This is a genomic window from Luteibacter sp. 1214 (assembly GCF_031455395.1).
In the GTDB taxonomy this organism is placed as follows: domain Bacteria; phylum Pseudomonadota; class Gammaproteobacteria; order Xanthomonadales; family Rhodanobacteraceae; genus Luteibacter; species Luteibacter mycovicinus.
Genome location: NZ_JAVDSQ010000007.1, coordinates 83,305 through 104,683 on the forward strand (window position 1 = coordinate 83,305; position 21,379 = coordinate 104,683).

The window sequence follows — 21,379 nt, forward strand, 5'->3', positions numbered from 1 at the left end:
TTCAGCCTATCCGACCCCGCCATTTAAGGACTAAGCTCCGGACTGGATCCGGAAGCCCACACCTCATGCGCCTAGCCTTTGTCGCCAGCGAAACCGAAGTGGCCCAGCGCGCCCGTGCGGCGCTCGTCAAACGCTACAAGGGCGTCGAACCCGAAGACGCCGAGATCGTCGTGTCGCTCGGGGGCGACGGCTTCATGCTTCGCACCCTCCACGCCCACCGCACCCTCGGCCTGCCGTTCTACGGCATGAAGCTGGGTCGCCTGGGTTTCCTGATGAACCAGCACGACCTCGACCACCTGCCCGAGCGTATCGAGCGGGCCCACCCAGCCGTTTTGCATCCGCTGGAGATGCACAGCGTCTGCTGCGATGGCGTCGAGCATCGCGCGCTGGCCTTCAACGAAGTCGCCCTGCTGCGCCAGAGCAACCAGGCGGCTCATCTGACGGTCAGCCTCAACGGCGAGATGAAACTCGACGAGCTCGTCTGCGATGGCGTCCTGGTTTGCACCCCGGCCGGCTCCACCGCGTATAACCTGTCCGCCCATGGTCCCATCCTCCCCCTGGACGCCAACGTGCTGGCCATGACGCCGATCAGCCCGTTCCGTCCGCGGCGCTGGCGCGGCGCGATCCTGCCGCACGCCACCCGCGTCACGTTGCACACCAAGGATCCGAACAAGCGGCCGATCAGCGCCACCGCGGATTTCCACGAGGTGCGCGACGTCCGCTCGGTCGAGATCAAGCAGTCGCGCCGGAACGCGGTCCGCCTCCTGTTCGATCCGGAGCACAATCTCCAGCAACGCATCCTCGACGAACAATTCGCCCCCTGACCGGAGGCGAACCTGTAGGAGCGCGCCTTGCGCGCGATGGCCTTTAGCCCCAACCTCGATCCCATGAACGCCCCCGAAGAAAGCCAGAACGCCCACAACGACGCCTCAGTCAGCGACAACCGCCTCGTCGTCGCCATCTCCTCGCGCGCGCTCTTCGACATGGAAGACAGCCACGACCTGTTCGAGCGCGACGGCCTCGATGCCTACCGTGCCTTCCAGATCGAGCACGAAAACGACCTGCTGAAGCCTGGCGTGGCTTTTCCACTGGTGCAGAAGCTTCTCGGCCTGAACGCATTGTCCGGCGACGTCCCGCCGGTCGAGGTGATCCTTCTGTCGCGCAACTCCGGCGACACGGGCCTGCGGATCTTCAACGCGATCCAGCATTACAAGCTGGGTATCTCGCGGGCGGCGTTCACCAGCGGTGCGCCGACCTCCGATTACATCGCCCCGTTCCGGGCGGATCTGTTCCTCTCAGCCAATGCGGAAGATGTGGGCCGCGCGTTGCGGGCGGGCGTCGCCGCCGCGACGATCCTCCCGTCGACGGCGCCGCAGCGCTCCAGCGAACAGCTTCGCATTGCCTTCGATGGTGACGCCGTGATCTTCGGCGATGAAGGTGAGCGTGTCTCGAAAGAGCAGGGCCTGGATGCGTTTCATCGCAGTGAGTCGGAGCTTTGGGCCGAGCCACTGTCGGGCGGCCCGTTCCGTGGTTTCCTGGCCGCGCTGCATCGCCTGCAGGCCGCGTTCCCGGCGGAGACCTCGCCGATTCGTACGGCGCTGGTGACGGCGCGTTCCGCCCCGGCGCACAAGCGCGTGATTCTTACGCTTCGCCGCTGGGGTGTGCGTATCGACGAGGCGTTGTTCCTCGGTGGGCGTGACAAGGGGCCGTTCCTCGATGCCTTTGGCGCCGATATCTTTTTCGACGATTCCCCGGCCAACGTGGAGTCGGCGCGTCGGCACGTAGCGACGGGGCACGTGCCGCACGGCGTGTCGAACAACTGAGTCCGCTTCTCCCGCGATGCCGGGATCAGAAACCCATCACGGGCCCTGTCCGGGTAACGGAGGCTTGCTGACTTGCTTGCTGCATGGAGGCATCGCGGGCTTGCTGTTGTAAGGCGGCATCCCATTGCTGTCCTTGGGCGAGGCTCCGCTCCATAGGCGGTGCGGGCGAGGCCAAGTCGAGCGTGGCTACAGCCCCCGGACGGATCCCCGTGCACACGATGCTCCGCCCCTGAACCTCGACGTCATACAACTCGCTTGCGTCGCGTATGTTCGATTGACGCGCGACAAGCGCCATCTGTGCCGCCTTATCGTTTGAAACTTCCATGGGAAGCTGCATGCGCAGTGACGCGTAGAGCGGGTCCGAATGGGCGCTCGGCAGACTTGTTCGCGGGTGGGCGTCTGCCATCGGATGAGGCGATCCGATCAGCCGGCCGGGGTCGTCGGGATGGAAGTCCTTACGAGCGCCCTCCCTTTCCAGGCGAAGACTCCGCGTATCCTCCAGCTCCCGCAGCAGCCTGGGATCGGTAACGTCCTTCATCTCGGTAAACGACACGGTCGTGGTCGGTTGCGCACTGCTGAATTCGCTCCAGTCGCCGTTGCGGTCGCGCCCGAAGAAATGATCGTTCCGCCCGATGACGTTGGGGTCCATGTGAGACCTGTCGCCGATGGCCGAGGTCCAGGCCGCGGCCATGTCTGCGCCGTATGAGGCGCGCTCTGCTGCTGACATGCCTGTCGCGCGCGCCATGTCACCCAGTGTGGCTGCGCCGCGGCGGGTTCCCATGAGATCGTTGTCCAGCATGGTCTTCCAGATCTTCTCGGACTCTTCCGGCCCATTCGCGCCGTGATGGCGAGCGGCTTCGAGCAGCTTGCGCGGCGTCCATGCATTGGGATCGATATGAACTGCGTTAAACGAGAGGTCGTGAGCGTCCTGCACGAGCTTGCCGGAAAGGTTGAGCGCTCCCAGTGCGTCCCCCTTTCTGAATTCGACTCGACGCGCAGCAAGGTCGTTGCGGATGAGGTCTATACCGAAATCATCCCATTCTCGTTCAGTTAAATGCTTGCCGTCGTGTTTCTCGGCGTAGTTCTGAGCGTACGCATTCGCTGTCGCGCCAGGCATGTTGTCGTTGCGCACCACGCCGAGGGCTAATTGCCCATATCCGTCGTTTCCGGGAAGTTCGGCGAGGTAGTTCCAATAAAGCTCACGATTTCCCGTATTAGCGTACATGGATAGGACGTCCAGATCTTTACTCGTCAGCCCAGTCATTATTTCGCCTCCGTTGCTTTCAACGTTTTACGCACAAACATCTCCATTGTTTGCCACTCGGGCAGGATCACCCGAGGGTAGCTGAGCGAAACGAGCAGTCGGTACTCAGGCACCAGAAATTGATGCTTACACGTCGCGCGGCGCGAATGGCCTGGAATGTCGACAATTCTCCCGGATTCGATCCGCACGCCATCCGTTTGAGCGACCGACGTGCACTTGATTACCGTCGTCGGAATGCCATCCACGCCCATGTAAACATACCAGTCGTCATTCTGTGTGGGGTCGGGAGGTCTGACGTGAGTGCCGTAGGTTTTGATGTAGAAGTGTCGAAATTTCTCGAAGTCCACCGAATAGCGTGTCAGGCCGTGAGATGTTTCGCCTTGTATTCGTGCGCTGAGATCGTCAACGACCTTTTCGCTCGGTGTGGGTTTTTCCGGGTCTAATGGCTCGATCATTCGGCGGAGCAGTGCGCGGTACTGGTCATCCGAAAGATGCTCCACTGTCGATAGATCAATGCTTATGTGATTGATGAAATTGGCGTTGCTGTCGTGATAGTCGACGCCGAGGGGGAGCGGCCGCAGATAAGGCCACTGTACGTTGAGCATCACCCCGCCATCCGCATCGGGTCCCGATTGCTGGTAGTACATGTTTTTCGGAAAACGAAAGAGGTAAGGCCCAAGCTTCGCGTCGACAGTCGGGACGGCCGCTTCGGTTTTATCGGGGGGAGCTAGCGGAGCAAGCAACGATGCCGACTCTCCAGCATGCAGAGGCGCCGCGCTGAGCGCCGCAAGAAACGCAATCAAAGACTTGGAAACGGGCATGGCCTCTCCTTGGTCGATCGTCTGGGGCGGCGGCGTGTTCGGCTTCCGCGATGAGGTCAAGGTACGGCAAATGACGGGTGTCGGCACCGACGGGGTCACCACGATCTGCTCGCCCGCCCGCAGGGACATGAGGCCGGTCGGCGATGCGGGTGTCGACGCGAGGTGGCCGTCGCCGCGATGGGCGGCAACGAACTGCTTCAATGCATCGGACTCACGCCTCGCCAGCGCTTCATCCCGTGGCGCATGGACGACGCAGGCCGTGAAACGGCGGTCGAGCGTGATGGCGTTGTTGCCGTAGCGGTCGTGCAGGGCGCTCAGGCCCCGCGTCGTGGCAAGACATCGCCACGGCGATTCCGCGTCGGTCAGCGCGGCGATGGGCGGAAGCGTGTCGAGGGCATGGGCCAGCAGTAACGACGACTCGCCCTCGTCCAGCGCCGCCTGCCACTGGCGTATGGCCGATTCGATAAAGGGGCCGGACGCGGTGCGCCACCGATCGGGCACATCCAGGTACACAGTCGCTCGCCGCCAGGATGCCGGTGCCAGCCTTTCGCTCCGCGTGGCGGCATCCACGATCGGGTCCGCAAAAGGCGCCAGAACGTCGGAGACACGCTTCCAAACGATATCGATACCGGCATCATCAAGCCCCAGCCACCCACGAAGTCCTTCCCTGGCCTGGAAACCGACTTCAGGACGCTCTGCCAGCGTCTGCAGGAAGGCGCGTCGGGATACGTAGTGGACGGCCTGTGCGCAAAGCCGGTGGATATCGCCCGGGGCGGCCGGCGGCGCATCGTTGTGCGCAGACCGCAGCACGTCGGCGACCACATGCGCCAGGCTGACGAACGCGTTTCGCGTGTGACTGACGATGAATCGTTTGTGTCGGTTCGCTTCGGGGAACCACGCCGCAGCAAGGTGTCGAAGCTCATCGGCCGACAAACCTTGCGGTCCCCACGCGCCGGCCAACGGATTCCAGGCAGGGCCGCCTCCGAAAGGGTTCAGCCGAAGGACGGTCCTCCCGGGTGCCGCGTGTGCGAAGGCAAGGCTGCGGGAGCCGCAGTCGATGACGAGGGTGGACCCGTCTGCGTGTCGCAGCGACGCAAGGACGACGGCGTGCGCCTCAGGGTAATACGGAGCGGATACGAGGACTGACGCGGCATCGGGTGCGCCCAGCGTGCGCCCACGCTCTTTCGTTACGTGAATTACACCGGGCTTGATCGCGGTAAGCAGGAGGGACGAGGCTGATAAGCGGTCGAATGGGCCGGACACCGGGACCGAGGAAGCCCGGTGCCGCCATAACACGATACCCAGGCACCACAGCAATAGCGGCAGCACCAGCCCTGCGCCCGCGCAGATCGCGATGCGCGTTGCGTAGGGGCGGTAAGCCGGCTGATCGAGCACCTGCCAGTAGTCGTGCCACAGGCCGGGTGCGAAGGCCGACGTCGGCAGGCCCAGTGAGAAAATGATCAATCCGCTCGCGAGGGAGGGGGCGATCGCACACGCGCCGAGGGCCGAAACAGCCGCGCCGACGCGCCAGAACCATGGCTCCATGCCATTCCTTGGTGATTGTTTTCCGGGTCGAATTATCGCATGGGTACGGCCACGGCAAACTTGCGACGCGACTCAGACGATGTTCGTCCACCGCCACCAGTCGGTCTTCTTCTCTTCGCGCACGAAGGTGAAAAGCCCCGCGCCGAGAATCAGCACGATGCCCACGAGCATCGGCCAGTCGAGATGATCGTGGAAGATCAGATACCCGAACAGGATCGCCCACAACATCTGGCTGTACTGGGTCGGTGCCACGCGCGCCGCCGGGGCGTTCTGCGTGGCAAGCATCAGCAGGACCGCGCCCGCCGCCGCGAGCAGCCCGTAGCCAAGCACCAGGAACCACTGGTGCAGGTCCGGCCACACGAAGTGCGGCAGCATCATGATGAAGCCGGCGATCATCGGCCCGATCACGCCCGCGCCGTAGAGGGTGATGCGCTTCTCGGTGGCTCCGGCCATGCGTAGGGCGATGATCGACAAGGCGCCGGTGATTCCGCAGATGATCGCCGCGACGTGGCCCTGGCCCAGGTGACGGAAGCCGGGCCGCAGAACGACCAGTACGCCGAGAAATCCCACGACCACCGCGGACCAGCGTCGCCAGCCCACGTGCTCGCGGAGGAAGACCACCGAGAGAATCGTCACGAAGATCGGCAGCAGGAAGATCAGCGAGAACGCCTCGGCCATCGGCAGGGCCGTAAAAGCCATGACGGCGGTGATGTTGCCGATGGCGCCGGCCATGGCGCGCAGCAGCCAGAGGCCGGGCATCTTCGACACCACGACCTCGCTCCAGCGGTCCCCCGGCTTCTTCAGGAACGGAAACGCCGCCATGGCGAGCACGGCGCCAAAGAACACCGCTTCGTACGGCGGCAGGGAGCCCTCGAGGGACTTCACGAAGGCATCGCTCCACGCGTAAGCCGCGTAGCAGGCGAAACCGAGCAGGACGCCTTTGAACATGGGGAAAATCCTGAAGGCGGGGGCATCCCATTATGCAAACGTTTGCAGCCCTTGTATGCATGTTGCGGGACGCCATGACCCCGACCCCGCGCGGGTCTACAATCGAGGGCTTTCCGGCTGCCCACGTACGAGTACCCGCATGGCTCACCGTCTCGACCCGCTCGATCTTTACGACGTCCGCTCGCTGCTTACCAATGAGGAGCGCGCCGTGCAGGACGCCGTTGGCCGTTTTGTCGACGAAAAGGTGTTGCCGATCATCGGCGACGCGTTCGAGCAGGGGCGTTTCCCGGCGGAACTGGTCTCCGAGATCGCCTCGCTGGGCCTGCTCGGCGCCACGTTGCCCGAGGAATACGGCTGCGCCGGCATGAACGCCGTGAGCTATGGCCTGATCTGCCAGGAGCTGGAGCGAGGCGATTCCGGTCTGCGCAGCTTCGCCTCGGTGCAGAGCTCGCTGTGCATGTATCCGATCTTCGCCTACGGTTCCGAGGAACAGAAACGCGAGTACCTGCCGCGCATGGCCGCGGGCGAGGTGATCGGGTGCTTCGGTCTGACCGAGCCGCACGGCGGGTCGGACCCAGCCAACATGAAAACCGTGGCCCGCCAGGACGGCGGCGACTGGGTGATCAACGGTGCCAAGATGTGGATCACCAACGGCAACCTGGCGCACATCGCCATCGTCTGGGCGCAGACCGACGACGGCATCCAGGGCTTCATCGTGCCGACGGACACCAGGGGTTTCGCCGCGCAGGAAGTCCACAAGAAGATGAGTCTGCGCGCCTCGGTGACGTCGGGCCTGTTCTTCGACGACGTACGTGTTCCCGACAGCGCGCGGCTGCCCAACGTCAAGGGTCTGAAGGGCCCGCTGGGCTGCCTCAACCAGGCGCGCTACGGCATCACCTGGGGCCCGATCGGCGCCGCGCAGGCCTGCCTGAAGGAAGTGCTCGATTACGCCTCGCAGCGCATCCTGTTCGGCCGCCCGCTGGCCGCCAACCAGGCCGTGCAGATCCGCGTCGCCGACATGGCACGCCGCATCACGACGGCGCAGCTGCTTTCGTTGCAGCTCGGTCGCCTCAAGGATGCCGGCCGTCTGCAGCCGACGCAGGTGTCGCTGGCGAAGTGGAACAACGTGCGCATGGCGATCGATATCGCGCGTGACTGCCGCGACATCCTCGGTGGCGCGGGTATCACGACCGAGCATTCGGCGATCCGCCACGCGCTGAACCTGGAATCGGTCATCACCTATGAAGGCACCGAGACCGTCCACCAGCTGGTGGTCGGTCGGGAGCTCACCGGCATCAACGCATTCTGAGGCACGTGCCATGCACGGCCCGCGTATCGAGACCGACCGGCTGATCCTGCGCCCCACCGCGGCGGAGGATTTCGAGGCGTGGGCCGCGTGCATGGGCGATCCGGAAGTGAATCGCTTCCTGGGCGGTCCGCAGCCACGCGCCGTAGCCTGGCGCAACTTCATGACCATGGCCGGCTGCTGGAGCATCAATGGCTTCGGCATGTTCTCCGTCATCGAGCGCGCGAGCGGTCGCTGGATCGGTCGTCTGGGTCCCTGGCAGCCCGAGGGCTGGCCGGGCCATGAGATCGGCTGGGGCATGGCGCGGGATACCTGGGGCAAGGGCTACGCGACCGAAGGCGCCGCCGCGTCGATGGACTGGGCGTTCGACCATCTCGGCTGGAGCCAGGTGATTCATTCGATCGCGCCGACGAATATCGCGTCCATCGCCGTGGCGAAGAAGCTCGGTTCTCGCTGGCAGGGGCCCGGCGCGCTGCCGGCGCCGTCCACGGACGTTGTCGTCGACCTCTGGGGCCAGACGCGCGAGCAGTGGCTCGCCCGGCGTCGCTGACGTATACGCCGGGCGGGCTCGTGTGTGGCCTCGCCCGGCTCTCTCTCTTACGAGTAATCCGCCATGTCCGTCCCACATCCCATCCCCGCCCGGCACAAGGGCTTCAACCGCGCCGAGATCGTCGACCAGAACTTCGTCGAGTACGTGCAGTTCTGGCAGGGCGACGTCGCGCGCGCGCCGCAGGACGATGAACCGGTATTGCCGGGCAGCGCGCTGGATGCACGCGGTTTTCGCGAACTGCTCGAGTCGCAGCTGATCAGCCGCCATCTCGATCTGATGGCACGGGTGCTGCGCGTACAGAACAAGGTGTTCTATACGATCGGCTCGTCGGGGCACGAGGGTAACGCGATGGTGGCGCGGCTGACGCGGCACACCGATCCGGCCTTTCTGCATTACCGCAGCGGTGGTTTCATGGCCGAGCGGTTCCGCAAGCTGCCGGGCATGGATCCGGTGATGGATTCCGCGTTGTCGTTCGCGGCGAGCCGCGAAGACCCCGCCTCGGGTGGGCGGCACAAGGTGTGGGGCAGCAAGCCGTTATGGGTGTTGCCGCAGACCTCCACCATCGCATCGCACCTGCCCAAGGCGCTGGGTACGGCCATTGCGATCGAGCAAGGACGCCGCATCGGGCATGCCCTGCCCATCCCTCAGGATTCGATCGCGGTGTGTTCGTTCGGCGATGCATCCTCGAACCACGCGACCGCGCAGACGGCCTTCAATGCGGCGGCGTGGACCGCGTACCAGAAGCTGCCCGCCCCGGTGCTGTTCGTCTGCGAGGACAACGGCATCGGCATCTCGGTGAAGACGCCGGGCGGCTGGGTCGCCAACAACTTCCGTCACCGCCCCGATCTGGATTACTTCCATGCCGACGGGCTGGACCTGGCGGGCGGTTACGCCGATGTCCAGCGCGCCGTCGAACACTGCCGGCGCACGCGGCGTCCGACCTTCCTGCACCTGACCACCACGCGCGTCATGGGCCATGCCGGCACCGACTTCGAGATCGAGTGGCGCTCGATCGACGAGCTGGTGGCTCTCGAAGCGACCGATCCGTTGCTACGCAGCGCGGCGATCGCGCTGGCCTCGGGTCTGTACGACAAAGACAGCTTGCTCAATCTTTACAACGCCACGCGCAACCGCTGTTTCGAAGCGGCCGAGGATGCCGATCGCCGCCCGCGGCTCGCGTCGCTGGAGGAAGTCATGGCGCCGCTGGCGCCGTACACGCCGGACGCGGTTCGTGCGGAAGCGGAACGGGCCGCCGATGCCGCCGAGCGGGAGCGTGTGTTCGGCGGCGCCGACAAGCTCCCCGAGGCGCAGCCGCCGAAGCATCTGGCCGTCCAGATCGGTCAGGCCCTGCACGATCTCATGGCGAAGTATCCGGAAAGCCTGCTGTTCGGCGAGGACGTCGCGCAGAAGGGTGGCGTGTACACGGTCACCAAGGGCCTGCACAAGGCGTTCCGCAACACGCGGGTGTTCAACACGCTGCTCGACGAAACGATGATCCTCGGCCTCGCGCAGGGCTATGCCAACATGGGCATGCTGCCGCTGCCGGAGATCCAGTACCTGGCGTACTTCCATAACGCCTGCGATCAGATCCGCGGTGAAGCGGCTTCCCTGCAGTTCTTCTCGAACGACCAGTACCGGAATCCGATGGTGATGCGCGTAGCCTCGCTGGGTTATCAGCGCGGCTTCGGCGGTCACTTTCACAACGATAATTCGATCACCGCGCTGCGTGACATCCCCGGCCTCGTCGTGGGTTGCCCGAGTCGTGGGGACGATGCCGCGACGATGCTGCGCACGATGGCGGCGCTGGCGAAGGTGGATGGTCGCGTGACGGCCTTTCTCGAACCGATCGCGCTGTACATGACCAAGGATCTCCACGAGGCCGGCGACGGTCGGTGGCAGTTTCCCTACCCGGCACCCGGTGAGGCCATGCCGCTGGGCGAGGGGCGGGTTTATGGCGACGACGCCGACGACCTCGTGGTGTTCACGTTCGGCAACGGGGTGCCGATGAGCCTGCGTGCCGCGAAGCGTATCGAGGCGGAGCAGGGCTGGAAGGTACGCGTGGTCGATCTGCGCTGGCTGGTGCCGCTGAACGATGGTTTCATCGCGACGCAGGCGGCGAACGCCAGGCGGATCCTCGTCGTGGACGAGGGGCGCAAGAGCGCGGGCGTCGGCGAGGGAGTGATCACGGCGATCGTCGAGGCAGGCCTCGGGCACGTGCCGTTGCGCCGGGTCGTCGGTGCGGACACGTTCACACCGCTGGCGGGGGCGGCGTTTCTCGTATTGCCGGGGGACGACGATATCGTGGCCGCGGCGGAATCGATGCGGGAGCGCACGTAGACCGCAGCGCGGCCTAGTTGGCGACCTTACCCTCGCGCCGCACCAGGGCCGGCCCCGCCGGCCCCGAGCACACCACCCGGTTGCGACCCGCCAGCTTGGCCGCGTACATCGCCGCGTCGGCACGTTCGATCAACGACTGCAACGTATCCGCCGGCGTGCGCAAGGCCACGCCGATGGACACCGTGAGCGGTTCGCTGTTCTCGCCCAGGTGAGCATCCAGTCGTGTGATGCGGCGGCACAACCGTGTGGCTACCTGCATGGCGTTCTCGCGATCCACGCCCTGCAGCATGGCGACGAACTCCTCACCGCCGAACCGACCCAGCAGATCCGAAGGCCTCAGTTCGTCTCGCAATGCCGCCGCCACCGCCACGAGCGCGCGGTCGCCCGCGGCGTGACCGAAGCGGTCGTTGAGTTCCTTGAAATGGTCCAGGTCGAGGAAGAGCAGGGCGATCGGACGCGACAAGCCTTGCTCCAGACGCTCCAGCGCGGCATCCGTCCAGGCGCGGCGGTTGTGCACCCCGGTCAGCGGGTCGCTGTCGGCCAGCTGCCGCGCGCGATCGCGATCGTGGCGGATGGTGAGTGCGCGATCCGACAAGCCGATCGACAGCACGATGGCTTCGAAGGCGCCGAAGGCGATCGCCGCGTTGGGCAGCCACGGCGCGTCGGCAAGCATGCCCTGTGTCTGCGCACCGCATAACGCGGTCAGCAACAGCAACGGTGTCCAGCCCACGAGGAAGAACCAGGCGTGTCGCGAGCCGCGGGCCGCGGCGATGGCGCCGGCGACCAGCAGCAACGATGCGCCGATCAGAAGCAACGGCTGCAGCAGCAAGGCCGCCGTCTGCACGAGGACCTCGATACCCGTCGCACGCAGCACGATCAGCACGGGCATGCCGACGGCGAACGCCAGTACCGGCATGCGCAACAGCGGTGCGTAGTCATCGATCTTGGCGAAGCGAAGCACGAACAGCGCCGAGAACGAGACGGAGAGCGACGTCGCCGCGGCGCCGAGCGTATCGCCCATGCCCGCCAGCGACTCGAACTCCAGGGGATGGAAGATGTAGCCCGTCTTTACGCCCTGGATGAGCGCGTAGCAGACCAGATAAGCCGCGTACCAGCCGAAGGTCATGTCACGCAGGATGGCGGCGAAGCACATCGCCATCAGTGCCATCGTCAGGATGACCGCGAAACAGGCCGTCGCGAAAGCGACCCAGCCACTGTCTTCGCGAAGATAGTCGGCCCACGAGCTGGTCGACATGGTGACCGCTCCGGCGGGCATCGTCGTCGGTTCGAACTTGAGCAGGATCGTGTGCGACGCGGGCATCGACGCGGGCAGGCTGAACATCAGGCGCCCATGTCCATGCACGCCGGGGCCGAAGTCTTCGAGCGAAGTGGACACCGCCCGCCCGTGTTCGTCGTAGAGGGACACGGCGCCGAGCCCGGGCGTGTTGATGCTGAGCACGCGTTCGCCGGCGGTCCAGGGCGGAAGTTGCCGCAGAATGACCCAGGTGCCGTTGGCCGAGGCCGGGAAGACCTGCATGCGCGCCGGGTCGAACGAGGCGAGCGGCCGGTTGTAGGCTTCGAGCAGGACGTCCGACGGGACATCGCCGGGATGGGCCTCACGCCAGTTACCGGTGAGGGTGGCCGCGGGTGTCGCCATGACGGTGAAGAGCAGGCAGGTGACGACCGCCTGGATCAGGCGATGTAACCACTGCCACTGTCTTTCCCTCGAGCTCATGCCAGTCCTGCATCCGACGTACGGCGGCGCGCCAGCCGGGCGCGCGACGTGGATCCGGCGGCATTCCAAGGAAAGCCCGTCTCCCTTACCAGCAGCCACATTGTGCCGCTATTCGGCAAGCATGTCGCCTTGGCCGTTGGGGGTAGGTGAAGGGCCTAGGCGGCCGCCGGAGCGGCCAGACCGCCGAATCGCTCGAGCAGCTGGGTCTGCGCGTCCCGTACCGGCTGCCCGGTTGCCGGCTGGAGCAGCGTGTAACCGCCATCGGCCTGCTGGACCCAGGCCGAATGGTTGTCGGTCAGGTAGAGGTCGAGCTCGCGGCGCACACGCTGGCGCAGCTTCTTGCCCTCGATGGGGAAGCACGTCTCGACGCGGCGGTCGAGATTGCGCTCCATCAGGTCCGCACTGGCCAGGAAAAGTTCGGGCTCGCCATCGTTGTGGAACCAGTAGACGCGGCTGTGTTCCAGGAACCGGCCGACCACCGAGCGCACGCGGATGTTCTGCGACACACCCGGAATGCCGGGCCTCAGGCAGCACATGCCGCGAACGATGAGCTCGACGCGGACGCCCGCCTGGCTCGCCCGGTACAGCGCGCGAATGAGCTTGGGGTCCGTGACCGCGTTGATCTTGAAGACGAGCTCCGCCTTTTTACCGGCGGCGGCGTTCGTCGCCTCGCGGGCGATCAGGTCGAGCAGGCCCTTCTTCAGGGTGAACGGCGCATACAGCATGCGCTTCATCTTTAGTGCCTTGCCCATGCCCGTGAGCAGACGGAACAGGCGATGCACGTCGTCGCACAAGGCCTCGTCCGAGGTCAGCAGGCTGTAGTCGGTGTAGAGGCGCGCGTTGCCCGAGTGATAGTTGCCCGTGCCGAGGTGGGCGTAGCTCACCAGTTTTCCGTTCTCGCGACGCTGCACGAGCATGAGCTTGGCATGCGTCTTCACGCCGACGACGCCATAGGTCACCACCGCACCGGCCTGCTGCAGGCGTGAAGCGAGGCTGAGGTTGGATTCCTCGTCGAAGCGCGCACGCAGTTCGACCACGGCGGTGACCTCCTTGCCTGAGCGCGCGGCTTCCACCAGCGCGTCGACGATTTCCGAATTGGCTCCGCTCCGGTACAGCGTCTGCTTGATCGTCAGCACCTGCGGGTCCTTCGCCGCCTGGCGCAGGAAGTCGACGACGGGCGAGAACGACTCGAACGGGTGGTGCAGCAATACGTCCTGTTTGCCGATGACCGCGAACATGTCTTCGGCCTCGGCCAGCACCTTGGGCAGTGCCGGGATGAAGGTCGGGAACTGCAGGCGCGCGTACTGCGGCTGCAGGGTCATCTCGAAAAGGCGAGCCAGGTTGACCGGGCCGTTGACTTCGTAAAGGGAGTCAGCCTCGAGCGAATACTGTTTCAGCAGATAGTCGACCAGCGGCTTGGGACAGTTATCCGCGACTTCCAGACGCACGGCGTCGCCGTAGCGCCGCGAAAAGAGCTCGCCGCGCAGCGTGCGCGCGAGATCTTCCACGTCTTCCGGATCGATCGTGAGATCCGCGTTGCGGGTCAGACGGAACTGATACGAGCCCAGAACGCGCATGCCGGGGAAAAGATCGTCCGCGTGCGCATGGATGATCGAGGAGAGCAGGACGTAGTTGTCGCCGCCCTCACAGATCTCCGGGGGCATGCGGATCAGACGCGGAAGGATACGCGGGGCGGGAACGATGGCGAGGCCCGAATCCCGGCCGAACGCATCGGTGCCTTCCAGCTGCACGATGAAGTTGAGGCTCTTGTTGACCAGCCGGGGGAACGGATGGGTCGGATCGAGGCCGATCGGCGTGACCAGAGGCGCCACTTCATGGCGGAAATAGCGGCGTACCCAGAGCTTCTGCTTATGCGTCCACTGGTTGCGCCGGACGATGGCGATGCCCTCGGCGGCCAGGGCCGGGAGAATCTTCTCGTTGAGGATCTGGTACTGCCGGTCGATCTGGCGGTGAGCGACCTCGGCGATCTCGGCGAGCACGCGGCGTGGCGGAATGCCGTCGGCGCCGATCACTTCGTGGTCGAACGCGATCTGCTGCTTCAGGCCGGCGACGCGGATCTCGAAGAACTCGTCCATGTTGGACGAAAAGATCAGCAGGAACTTGAGGCGTTCGATCAGCGGTTTGGATTCGTCCAGCGCCTGATCGAGGACGCGGATGTTGAACTGCAGCTGCGACAGTTCGCGATGCACGTAGAGGCTGCTGTCGCCAAGGTCGACTTCCGGCAGATCCGGCGGCGCCACCGCTTTGCTGGCGGGGCTCTTGGGTGCCGTCGGCGTCTCGTTGGGTGGCGTCATCGTGTCCAGGGCGTCGTCCTCGTGGCGAATTACGACGACCCCATGGTACGCCGCCCGGGAAGGATATGACCGGGCTCTTACATCACCGTGACACGAGATCAGATCACGAGCGGCTCGGGCTCGAGGGTGACGCCGAACATCGCCTCGACGCCTGCGATCACTTTCTGCGCGAAGCTCCACAGCTGGGGGCCGCTGGCCTTGCCGTGATTCACGAGAACCAGTGCGTGGCGGTTGGACATGCCGGCATCGCCATCGCGTGCGCCCTTGAAGCCAGCCGCTTCGATCAGCCACCCGGCGGAAAGCTTGGCCGTGCCGCCCGCATGCGGCCACACCGGCAGGCCGGGGTGGGCGAGCGCCAGAGCGTCGGCCTGATGGGCGCCGACGATGGGGTTCTTGAAGAAGCTGCCCGCATTGCCGATCACGGCCGGGTCGGGAAGTTTGCGCGAGCGCAGCCTGACGACGGCCTCGGCCACGTGATACGGGGTGGCGCGCTGCGCGCCCATCTTTTCCATTTCTTCGCGGATGCCCGCGTAGTCGAGCGACAGCGGCCTTTCACGCGGGAGATCGAAGGTCACCGCCACGACGATCCAGCGTCCCGGTTGCCGCTTGAACGCGGAGTCGCGGTAGGAGAACGCGCAGGCGGCCTTGTCGAGCAGGACGAACTCGCCCTTATGCGTATCCCAGGCCTCGACCGTGTCGATGAACTCCGCCACTTCGACGCCGTACGCACCGATATTCTGAATGGGCGACGCACCCACGGTGCCGGGGATCAGGATCAGATTCTCGAGGCCGGCGTAGCCCTGGCCCAGCGACCACCGCACGAAGTCATCCCAGCGTTCACCGGCGGCGACACGGATCAGTACGCGATCGTCGCGCTGAAACGTTTCGACGCCGCGGTTGGCGATGGCAACGACGGTCGCGTCGATGTCGCCCCTGATCAGCATGTTGCTGCCCTCGCCCAGGACCAGCACCTTGCCGTCGCGAACGGCAGGGTAGGCGAGCAGCCCGGGCAGCTTGCCGACGTCGTGCACCTCGGCCAGCAGCCGCGCCCGGGCATCCACGCGCAGCGTGTTCCGTCCGGCGAGCGGTGCGTCGCTGGTGAGCAGGAAACCACCCATGTCGATGGGATCATTGTTCATGCCACGATCCCGCGGCGACGGATTTCGGTGACGGCTTCGGCGATCAGCTTCGGGCCGCGGTAGACCAGGCCCGAATAGACCTGCACCAGGGATGCGCCGGCCTCGATTTTTTCGGCGGCGGTGTCGCCGTCGAGAATGCCGCCCACGCCGATGATGGGCAGCCGGTCGCCCACGCGGGCCTTCATGGCGCGCAGGACGCGAGTGGACTTCTCGAACAATGGCCGTCCCGACAGGCCGCCCACTTCGCCGGCATGCGGATCGCCGGCGACGGTGTCGCGGTCGATCGTGGTGTTGGTGCAGATGACGCCGTCGATACCGGAAGCGAGCAATACGTCGGCGATGGCGTCGAGTTCGCCTTCCGAGAGATCGGGAGCGATTTTCAGCAGCATCGGCTTGCGTGCCCCGTGTTTCGCGGCAAGGCTCTCCTGCGACTCGCGCAGCGTGCCGATGAATCGGCGCAGCGTCTCTTCCTCCTGAAGGTCGCGCAGGCCCTGTGTATTCGGGGAGGAAATGTTGACCGTGATGTAGCTGGCCAGCGGGTAGGCGCGATCGAGGCAGATCAGGTAATCGTCGATGGCACGCTCGTTGGGCGTGTCCTTGTTCTTGCCGATGTTGATGCCGAGCACGCCGCGGAAGGATGCCTTCCGTACGTTGCGCACCAGCGCATCGATGCCTCCGTTGTTGAAGCCGAGCCGGTTGATCACCGCCTCGTGATTCGGCAGCCGGAACATGCGCGGCTTGTCGTTGCCGGCCTGCGGACGTGGCGTCACGGTGCCGATCTCGACGAAGCCGAAGCCCATGGCCGCAAGGCCGTCGAGGTGCTCGCCGTTCTTGTCGAGGCCGGCCGCGAGACCGACGGGGTTCGGGAAGTCGATACCGAACACCTTCACCGGCAAGTCAGCCGGCGGCTTGGCTATCAGGCTGGAAAAGCCGCTGCGTTGCGCGACATCGGACGCGTAGAGCGTAAGGCCGTGCGCGGTCTCGGCGTCGAGGGCGAACAGCAGGGGGCGGATCAGGTCGTACATCAGGCGTCCGGGTGTCCCGCGAAGATACGGGTGTCGTAATCGAAATCGATGGTACCGCCGTCCTGCGTGGCGTCGAACAGCGAGCGCAGGGCGAACAACAGCGGTTCGTGGTTGGGGTGGCCGGGTTTCGGCATGTACGACGACGACATGGTCCGGCCGAGCAGCCCCTCGTAGTCCAGCTTCTGGCCGTGCGGAAACGACGCCATGCCGCGATAGCCATGGCCGAACCACTGCGCCATGGCTTCGTCATTGGCGTAGCGCCCGGCCACGCTGACATAGTCGATGCCGTACTCGTGCAGCAGACGCTCGTAGCCTTCGAGGAACGGCGTGCCGGTGAGTCGGCGCGTGTTCCAGAACACCGCCACCAGACCGCGGTCACTGAGCACGCGGGTGAACTCGGTGCGTACCTTTTCCTTGTCGAACCAGTGAAACGCCTGCCCGGCGATGATCAGGTCGACCGACCCGTCGGGCAGGCCGGTCGCTTCCGCGGTCCCGTCATGCGACCGGAAGCGCCCTTCGGTGCCCAGCCATTGCTCGGCCGCGGCGCGCATGGGTGCGTTCGGTTCGACGCCGGTTACGCGGTGCCCGGCGTCGAGGAACAGCTTGCTGGAAATGCCCGTACCGGCGCCGATATCGGCGACGGTCCAGTCCGGCCGCACGCCCTGCTCGTGAAGCCAGCCGACGAGCGCCCGGGGGTAGTCCGGCCGGAAGCGGACATAGTCCGCCACGCGGTCGGAGAAGCGATCCGTGGAGCGCAGGTCGGTCATGTCGTTGTCCGTGGGTCAGAACTCGAACTTGATGCCCTGGGCCAGCGGCAGCGAATCGGAGTAGTTGATGGTGTTGGTCTGGCGGCGCATATAGACCTTCCAGGCATCCGAACCCGACTCGCGACCGCCGCCGGTCTCCTTCTCACCGCCGAAGGCGCCGCCGATCTCCGCGCCGGAGGTGCCGATATTGACGTTGGCGATGCCGCAATCCGAGCCGGCGGCCGACAGATACTGTTCGGCGGCTTTCAAATCCTGCGTGAACAGCGCCGAGGACAGGCCCTGCGGCACGGCGTTCTGCTCCGCGATCGCCTCGTCCAGCGTGTCGAACGGCATCACGTAGAGGATCGGCGCGAAGGTCTCGGTCTGCACGACCTCGTCGGTATTGCTCAGGCCGGTGATGATCGTCGGCAGGACGAAGTTGCCCTTGCGGTCGGTGAGTGCCTTGCCGCCCGTACGCACCGTGCCGCCGGAGGCCTTGGCCTTCTCGACCGCGGCGACGAAGGTCTGCACGGCCTCGGGGCTGTTCAGCGGACCCATCAGGGTGGTCGCCAGCGTGGGGTCGCCGATCTTCTGCTCGACCTGGCCGTAGGCCTTGACGAGGGTGTCGACGACCTGGTCGTGGATGGAACGATGCACCAGGACCCGGCGCGTGCTGGTGCAGCGCTGACCGGCGGTGCCCACGGCGCCGAAGACGATGCCGGGAATGGCCAGCTTCAGATCGGCCGACTGGTCGAGGATGATGGCGTTGTTTCCGCCCAGTTCCAGCAGGCTGCGGCCCATGCGCTTCGCGACGCGCTCGCCGACCATGCGACCGACCCGGGTCGAACCGGTGAAGCTGATCAGCGGAACGCGCTTGTCGTCGACGAAAGTCTGCGCCAGATCGGTGCCCGCATCGTTGAACAGGAAGAAAATGTCCGGGAAGCCGGCTTCCTTGAGCGCCGCGTTGCAGATCTTCATGGTGGCGATGGCCGAGAGCGGCGTCTTCGGCGACGGCTTCCAGATGCTGATGTCGCCGCAGATAGTCGCCAGGAAGGCGTTCCAGGCCCAGACGGCCACCGGAAAGTTGAACGCGCTGACGATGCCGACCAGGCCGATCGGGTGCCACTGCTCGTACATGCGATGGCCCGGGCGCTCCGAATGCATCGTGTAGCCGTAGAGCATGCGGCTCTGACCCACCGCGAAATCGGCGATGTCGATCATTTCCTGAACTTCGCCGTCGCCTTCCGGCTTGATCTTGCCCATCTCGAGTGCGACCAGCGAACCCAGGGCGTCTTTATGCTGGCGCAGGGCCTCGCCGCAAAGGCGCACGGCCTCGCCACGGCGCGGGGCCGGCGTGGTCCGCCAGATCGCGAAGGCTTCCTGCGCGCGCTGCACGATCGTCTCGTAATCCGTGGCGCTCGTGGCCTGTACCGTCGCAATCCGCTCGCCGGTGGCCGGGTTCACCGGCGTGATGGTGCCGGCATCCGTGGTGGCGGCCCACTCGCCGCGACCGAGGTAGGTGCCCGATTCCGTGGCGTTGAGATCGAGCGCTGCGAGGATCTTCGAGGACATGACGAACTCCGGGAGCTAAAACCGCGATTCTAGCAAACGAGTCCTTCACACCCTGTTGTGCGGCGCGGGACGGATGTCGCGGGCGCGTCACGGTCGTCCGAACTTGCGAGCACCCTGCAAAGACACCGGCAAGTCTATGGTCTCTCTCACAATCCTTTAAGGGTCGGAGGCCGCACATGCCGCATATTTATGAGGTTCCCTATCTGCCCGACGCGTCCGGTGCCTGGACCCTCCGCACCCATGGGCGCGTCATGGAGCGCTTCAACTCGCGCGTTGAGGCCCTGCGGGCGGCGGTCGATCACGCGTCGGCCGACGGCGGTGACACCGGCATCGCCGTGGAGGGTGCCGACGGCATCTGGCGACCGTTCGGAGCCGATTTCAAACGCCCCGTAACGATCCCCGGACTGCCGACCCAGAGGCACCTTTCCGCCGTGCGATGACCTGCGCGGCTTCAGTGCTCGGGAGGTACGTTGATGATCATGCACGACACCTTGCCGTCGAGACCGTTGTCTTCGTGGTAGACCTTCGAGTAGACCACCTGGCCGTTACCGAAGTCCGTGTCCTCTAGGCTGTATTCGAAACCCCAGGCGTAGGTGCGGGGTACCAGCTTCCGGAAGGTGAAGGACACCCAGTCGTCGCCTTTTCCGCACTTCGGATCGTCGTACAGTTCGACAACGGTTCCGGCGGGCACGTGTTCGAACTCGATCGACTTCGCTTCATCGTTGGCGCAATGGCCTTCCTTATCCCGGAAGTGGTACTGCGCGTGTGCTCCGATGGTGAGTGGGACGGAACAAACGGTGTCCTGCGTGAGGTTGTGTCCCTCGTAAAGTCGAACGTAAGGCGGCATGACCTTGGCGTCGCCCGTGCCGTCGGCTTCCTGTTGCGCTGACACGAACCCTCTGGCCTGTTGGACTGGATCCGCATAACCGGCGCTCGCGGCTAAAAGCATCGACAAAGCGATCGGCAAGCGGGCGAGCAACGTCGTGTTGTTATATTTCATGGCACTTCCCCTACATTTTGGCAATGGTGAGTTCATTGACCTTCGCAACGAACGACAGGGTAAGTGCGTGATCGTTGCCGTAAGCGTCCACGATGTGGATCGGCGTGCTTCTCACGGGGGCGACTGGCTTCTTCTCCTTGTCAAGGAGTCGGCCTGCCAAGTTGCCCATGAGTAGCCCGACGACCACGCGTGCCGGCGACGCGCCTTCGATCCTGCCCACGCATCGGTTGAACATCTCCAGAGGCGTGTACGACGCGGGCGGCTCTGCATTCCCGCCGCTTTCGACGGAAGGCGACGGTACCTCGATGGTCGCAAGGGGAGGAAGCGGAAAGTTTTCCGGTTTGTCGGCGCCAGGCTGGGCGTAATAGGCGACGCTCCATTGCACATGGTCGTTGAGGCTGCCGTTACCGTAGATCGAAAAACCCTCTTGCTTACCGGCGCTTCTGCTGACGGATCGGAGGCCCAGTTCGCGGCCGTTGTAAGAGACGTAAATGTAGTGCTCGTTGACCCAATAGAAGTAATCCGGGCTGCCGACTTTCACCGGCGCAAGGCGGCCGTCGGCGGAGGTGGCCCCGTAGCTGGTGATGGGCAGCGTCGGAAAAGCGGAAGGCCTGACGTTCACCCAGGAATTGAACTGGCCATCTTCGCCTTTGCCCACCGGGTCGTCGACCCCGATGCTGTTCGTGGTGATGTAGACCGGCGTCGCGGTGCGTGTGTCCGATGACGGGATCGGAATGCGCGCGGCGATCTGGCGCGACGACAGCGCCGAGGTGGACACATAAAGTGTGACGACACTCTGGTGAGGCGCGGGGCGCTGGACGTCCGCCGATGGCGGACGGGTGCTCTCCGGGGACGCAGCCGTGTCGTGCTGCACCGCGCCGATAAGCGACTCGTCCCAGAGGTAGCCGTCATCGTGGGTCGAAAACGCCCAGTCAGGGTGGGGCTGGCCCGGATCGCGCCGGGGCAGGGGTTCGCCGCTGCTGTAGTCGATCAGTTCGATCGTATCGAGGTCCGCCTGCGTGAGATCGACCGGCTTGCGGTCGCTGTCGATCGCCTGCAGCATGACCCTCACGGCGCATTGCTGTCGCGTATTGTTGAACAGCTTCAGTGTGGGGCTTGTTTCGTTAAACGTATCCTTGTAGATCCTGAACAGCACGAGCTCCACCCAGCGACCTGCCTCTGGTGTCGTGACGTGTTTTTTCATCGGAACACTCCTGTTGTGGTGGCAAAGCCGAGCGGGTTGCAGCCGGCCC

General features: G+C 65.0%; 17 protein-coding genes. 6 read left to right on the forward strand and 11 right to left on the reverse strand.

Going from position 1 to position 21,379, the window contains the following annotated elements; all coding sequences use genetic code 11:
* Positions 1 to 65 precede the first annotated feature (65 nt).
* On the forward strand, positions 66 to 824 hold the full coding sequence (locus J2X57_RS15685; protein ID WP_036111490.1) for an NAD kinase: 759 nt from the start codon (positions 66 to 68) through the stop codon (positions 822 to 824).
* Between the two features lie 63 nt (positions 825 to 887).
* Positions 888 to 1,823 (forward strand): 5'-nucleotidase, encoded by a 936-nt coding sequence (locus tag J2X57_RS15690; protein WP_036117261.1) that lies wholly within the window; start codon positions 888 to 890, stop codon positions 1,821 to 1,823.
* A 25-nt stretch (positions 1,824 to 1,848) separates the two neighbouring features.
* On the opposite strand, the gene J2X57_RS15695 is transcribed toward J2X57_RS15690, so the two are convergent.
* The 3 genes from J2X57_RS15695 to J2X57_RS15705 form a co-directional block, all read right to left on the reverse strand.
* Positions 1,849 to 3,048, reverse strand: coding sequence for a hypothetical protein (locus J2X57_RS15695; protein ID WP_309868549.1), 1,200 nt, complete (start codon positions 3,046 to 3,048; stop codon positions 1,849 to 1,851).
* A 38-nt stretch (positions 3,049 to 3,086) separates the two neighbouring features.
* The gene (locus tag J2X57_RS15700; protein ID WP_309868550.1) at positions 3,087 to 5,453 is read right to left on the reverse strand and encodes a hypothetical protein; all 2,367 of its coding nucleotides are present in this window, start codon (positions 5,451 to 5,453) and stop codon (positions 3,087 to 3,089) included.
* Positions 5,454 to 5,525: 72 nt separating this feature from the next.
* Positions 5,526 to 6,401 carry a DMT family transporter gene (locus J2X57_RS15705; RefSeq protein ID WP_036111503.1) on the reverse strand — a complete coding sequence of 292 codons (876 nt, stop codon included), beginning with the start codon at positions 6,399 to 6,401 and terminating at the stop codon, positions 5,526 to 5,528.
* A 139-nt stretch (positions 6,402 to 6,540) separates the two neighbouring features.
* On the opposite strand from J2X57_RS15705, the gene J2X57_RS15710 reads away from it, so the two are divergent.
* From J2X57_RS15710 to J2X57_RS15720, 3 genes are all read left to right on the forward strand, one after another.
* Positions 6,541 to 7,710 carry an acyl-CoA dehydrogenase family protein gene (locus tag J2X57_RS15710; RefSeq protein WP_309868553.1) on the forward strand — a complete coding sequence of 390 codons (1,170 nt, stop codon included), beginning with the start codon at positions 6,541 to 6,543 and terminating at the stop codon, positions 7,708 to 7,710.
* 10 nt (positions 7,711 to 7,720) lie between these two features.
* Positions 7,721 to 8,257 (forward strand): GNAT family N-acetyltransferase, encoded by a 537-nt coding sequence (locus J2X57_RS15715; protein WP_036111508.1) that lies wholly within the window; start codon positions 7,721 to 7,723, stop codon positions 8,255 to 8,257.
* Positions 8,258 to 8,320: 63 nt separating this feature from the next.
* A complete protein-coding gene (locus J2X57_RS15720; protein ID WP_309868561.1) occupies positions 8,321 to 10,594 on the forward strand; it encodes a thiamine pyrophosphate-dependent enzyme in 2,274 nt (757 codons plus the stop codon).
* A 13-nt stretch (positions 10,595 to 10,607) separates the two neighbouring features.
* Here J2X57_RS15720 and J2X57_RS15725 read toward each other — a convergent pair whose 3' ends face one another.
* From J2X57_RS15725 to J2X57_RS15750, 6 genes are all read right to left on the reverse strand, one after another.
* Entirely contained in the window at positions 10,608 to 12,329 is a 1,722-nt protein-coding gene (locus J2X57_RS15725; protein ID WP_309868563.1) for a diguanylate cyclase, read from the reverse strand.
* 155 nt (positions 12,330 to 12,484) lie between these two features.
* Complete coding sequence (ppk1, locus tag J2X57_RS15730; protein WP_036111513.1) at positions 12,485 to 14,644, reverse strand: polyphosphate kinase 1; 2,160 nt, start codon at positions 14,642 to 14,644, stop codon at positions 12,485 to 12,487.
* Positions 14,645 to 14,742: 98 nt separating this feature from the next.
* Positions 14,743 to 15,783, reverse strand: coding sequence for a UDP-N-acetylmuramate dehydrogenase (gene murB / locus J2X57_RS15735; RefSeq protein ID WP_309868565.1), 1,041 nt, complete (start codon positions 15,781 to 15,783; stop codon positions 14,743 to 14,745).
* Positions 15,780 to 16,808 carry a quinone-dependent dihydroorotate dehydrogenase gene (locus J2X57_RS15740; protein ID WP_309868567.1) on the reverse strand — a complete coding sequence of 343 codons (1,029 nt, stop codon included), beginning with the start codon at positions 16,806 to 16,808 and terminating at the stop codon, positions 15,780 to 15,782. Before J2X57_RS15740 ends, murB begins: the two co-directional genes overlap by 4 nt.
* Positions 16,808 to 17,575: a class I SAM-dependent methyltransferase gene (locus J2X57_RS15745; RefSeq protein WP_309868569.1), complete on the reverse strand. Its 768-nt coding sequence runs from the start codon at positions 17,573 to 17,575 to the stop codon at positions 16,808 to 16,810. Before J2X57_RS15745 ends, J2X57_RS15740 begins: the two co-directional genes overlap by 1 nt.
* A gap of 15 nt (positions 17,576 to 17,590) precedes the next feature.
* Entirely contained in the window at positions 17,591 to 19,126 is a 1,536-nt protein-coding gene (locus J2X57_RS15750; RefSeq protein WP_309868571.1) for an aldehyde dehydrogenase family protein, read from the reverse strand.
* A gap of 176 nt (positions 19,127 to 19,302) precedes the next feature.
* Between J2X57_RS15750 and J2X57_RS15755 the strand changes: the two genes are divergently transcribed.
* Positions 19,303 to 19,566 carry a hypothetical protein gene (locus J2X57_RS15755; protein ID WP_309868575.1) on the forward strand — a complete coding sequence of 88 codons (264 nt, stop codon included), beginning with the start codon at positions 19,303 to 19,305 and terminating at the stop codon, positions 19,564 to 19,566.
* A gap of 11 nt (positions 19,567 to 19,577) precedes the next feature.
* Here J2X57_RS15755 and J2X57_RS15760 read toward each other — a convergent pair whose 3' ends face one another.
* Positions 19,578 to 20,126, reverse strand: coding sequence for a hypothetical protein (locus J2X57_RS15760; protein WP_036111527.1), 549 nt, complete (start codon positions 20,124 to 20,126; stop codon positions 19,578 to 19,580).
* A gap of 10 nt (positions 20,127 to 20,136) precedes the next feature.
* A complete protein-coding gene (locus J2X57_RS15765; protein WP_309868577.1) occupies positions 20,137 to 21,330 on the reverse strand; it encodes a hypothetical protein in 1,194 nt (397 codons plus the stop codon).
* Positions 21,331 to 21,379: the final 49 nt, after the last annotated feature.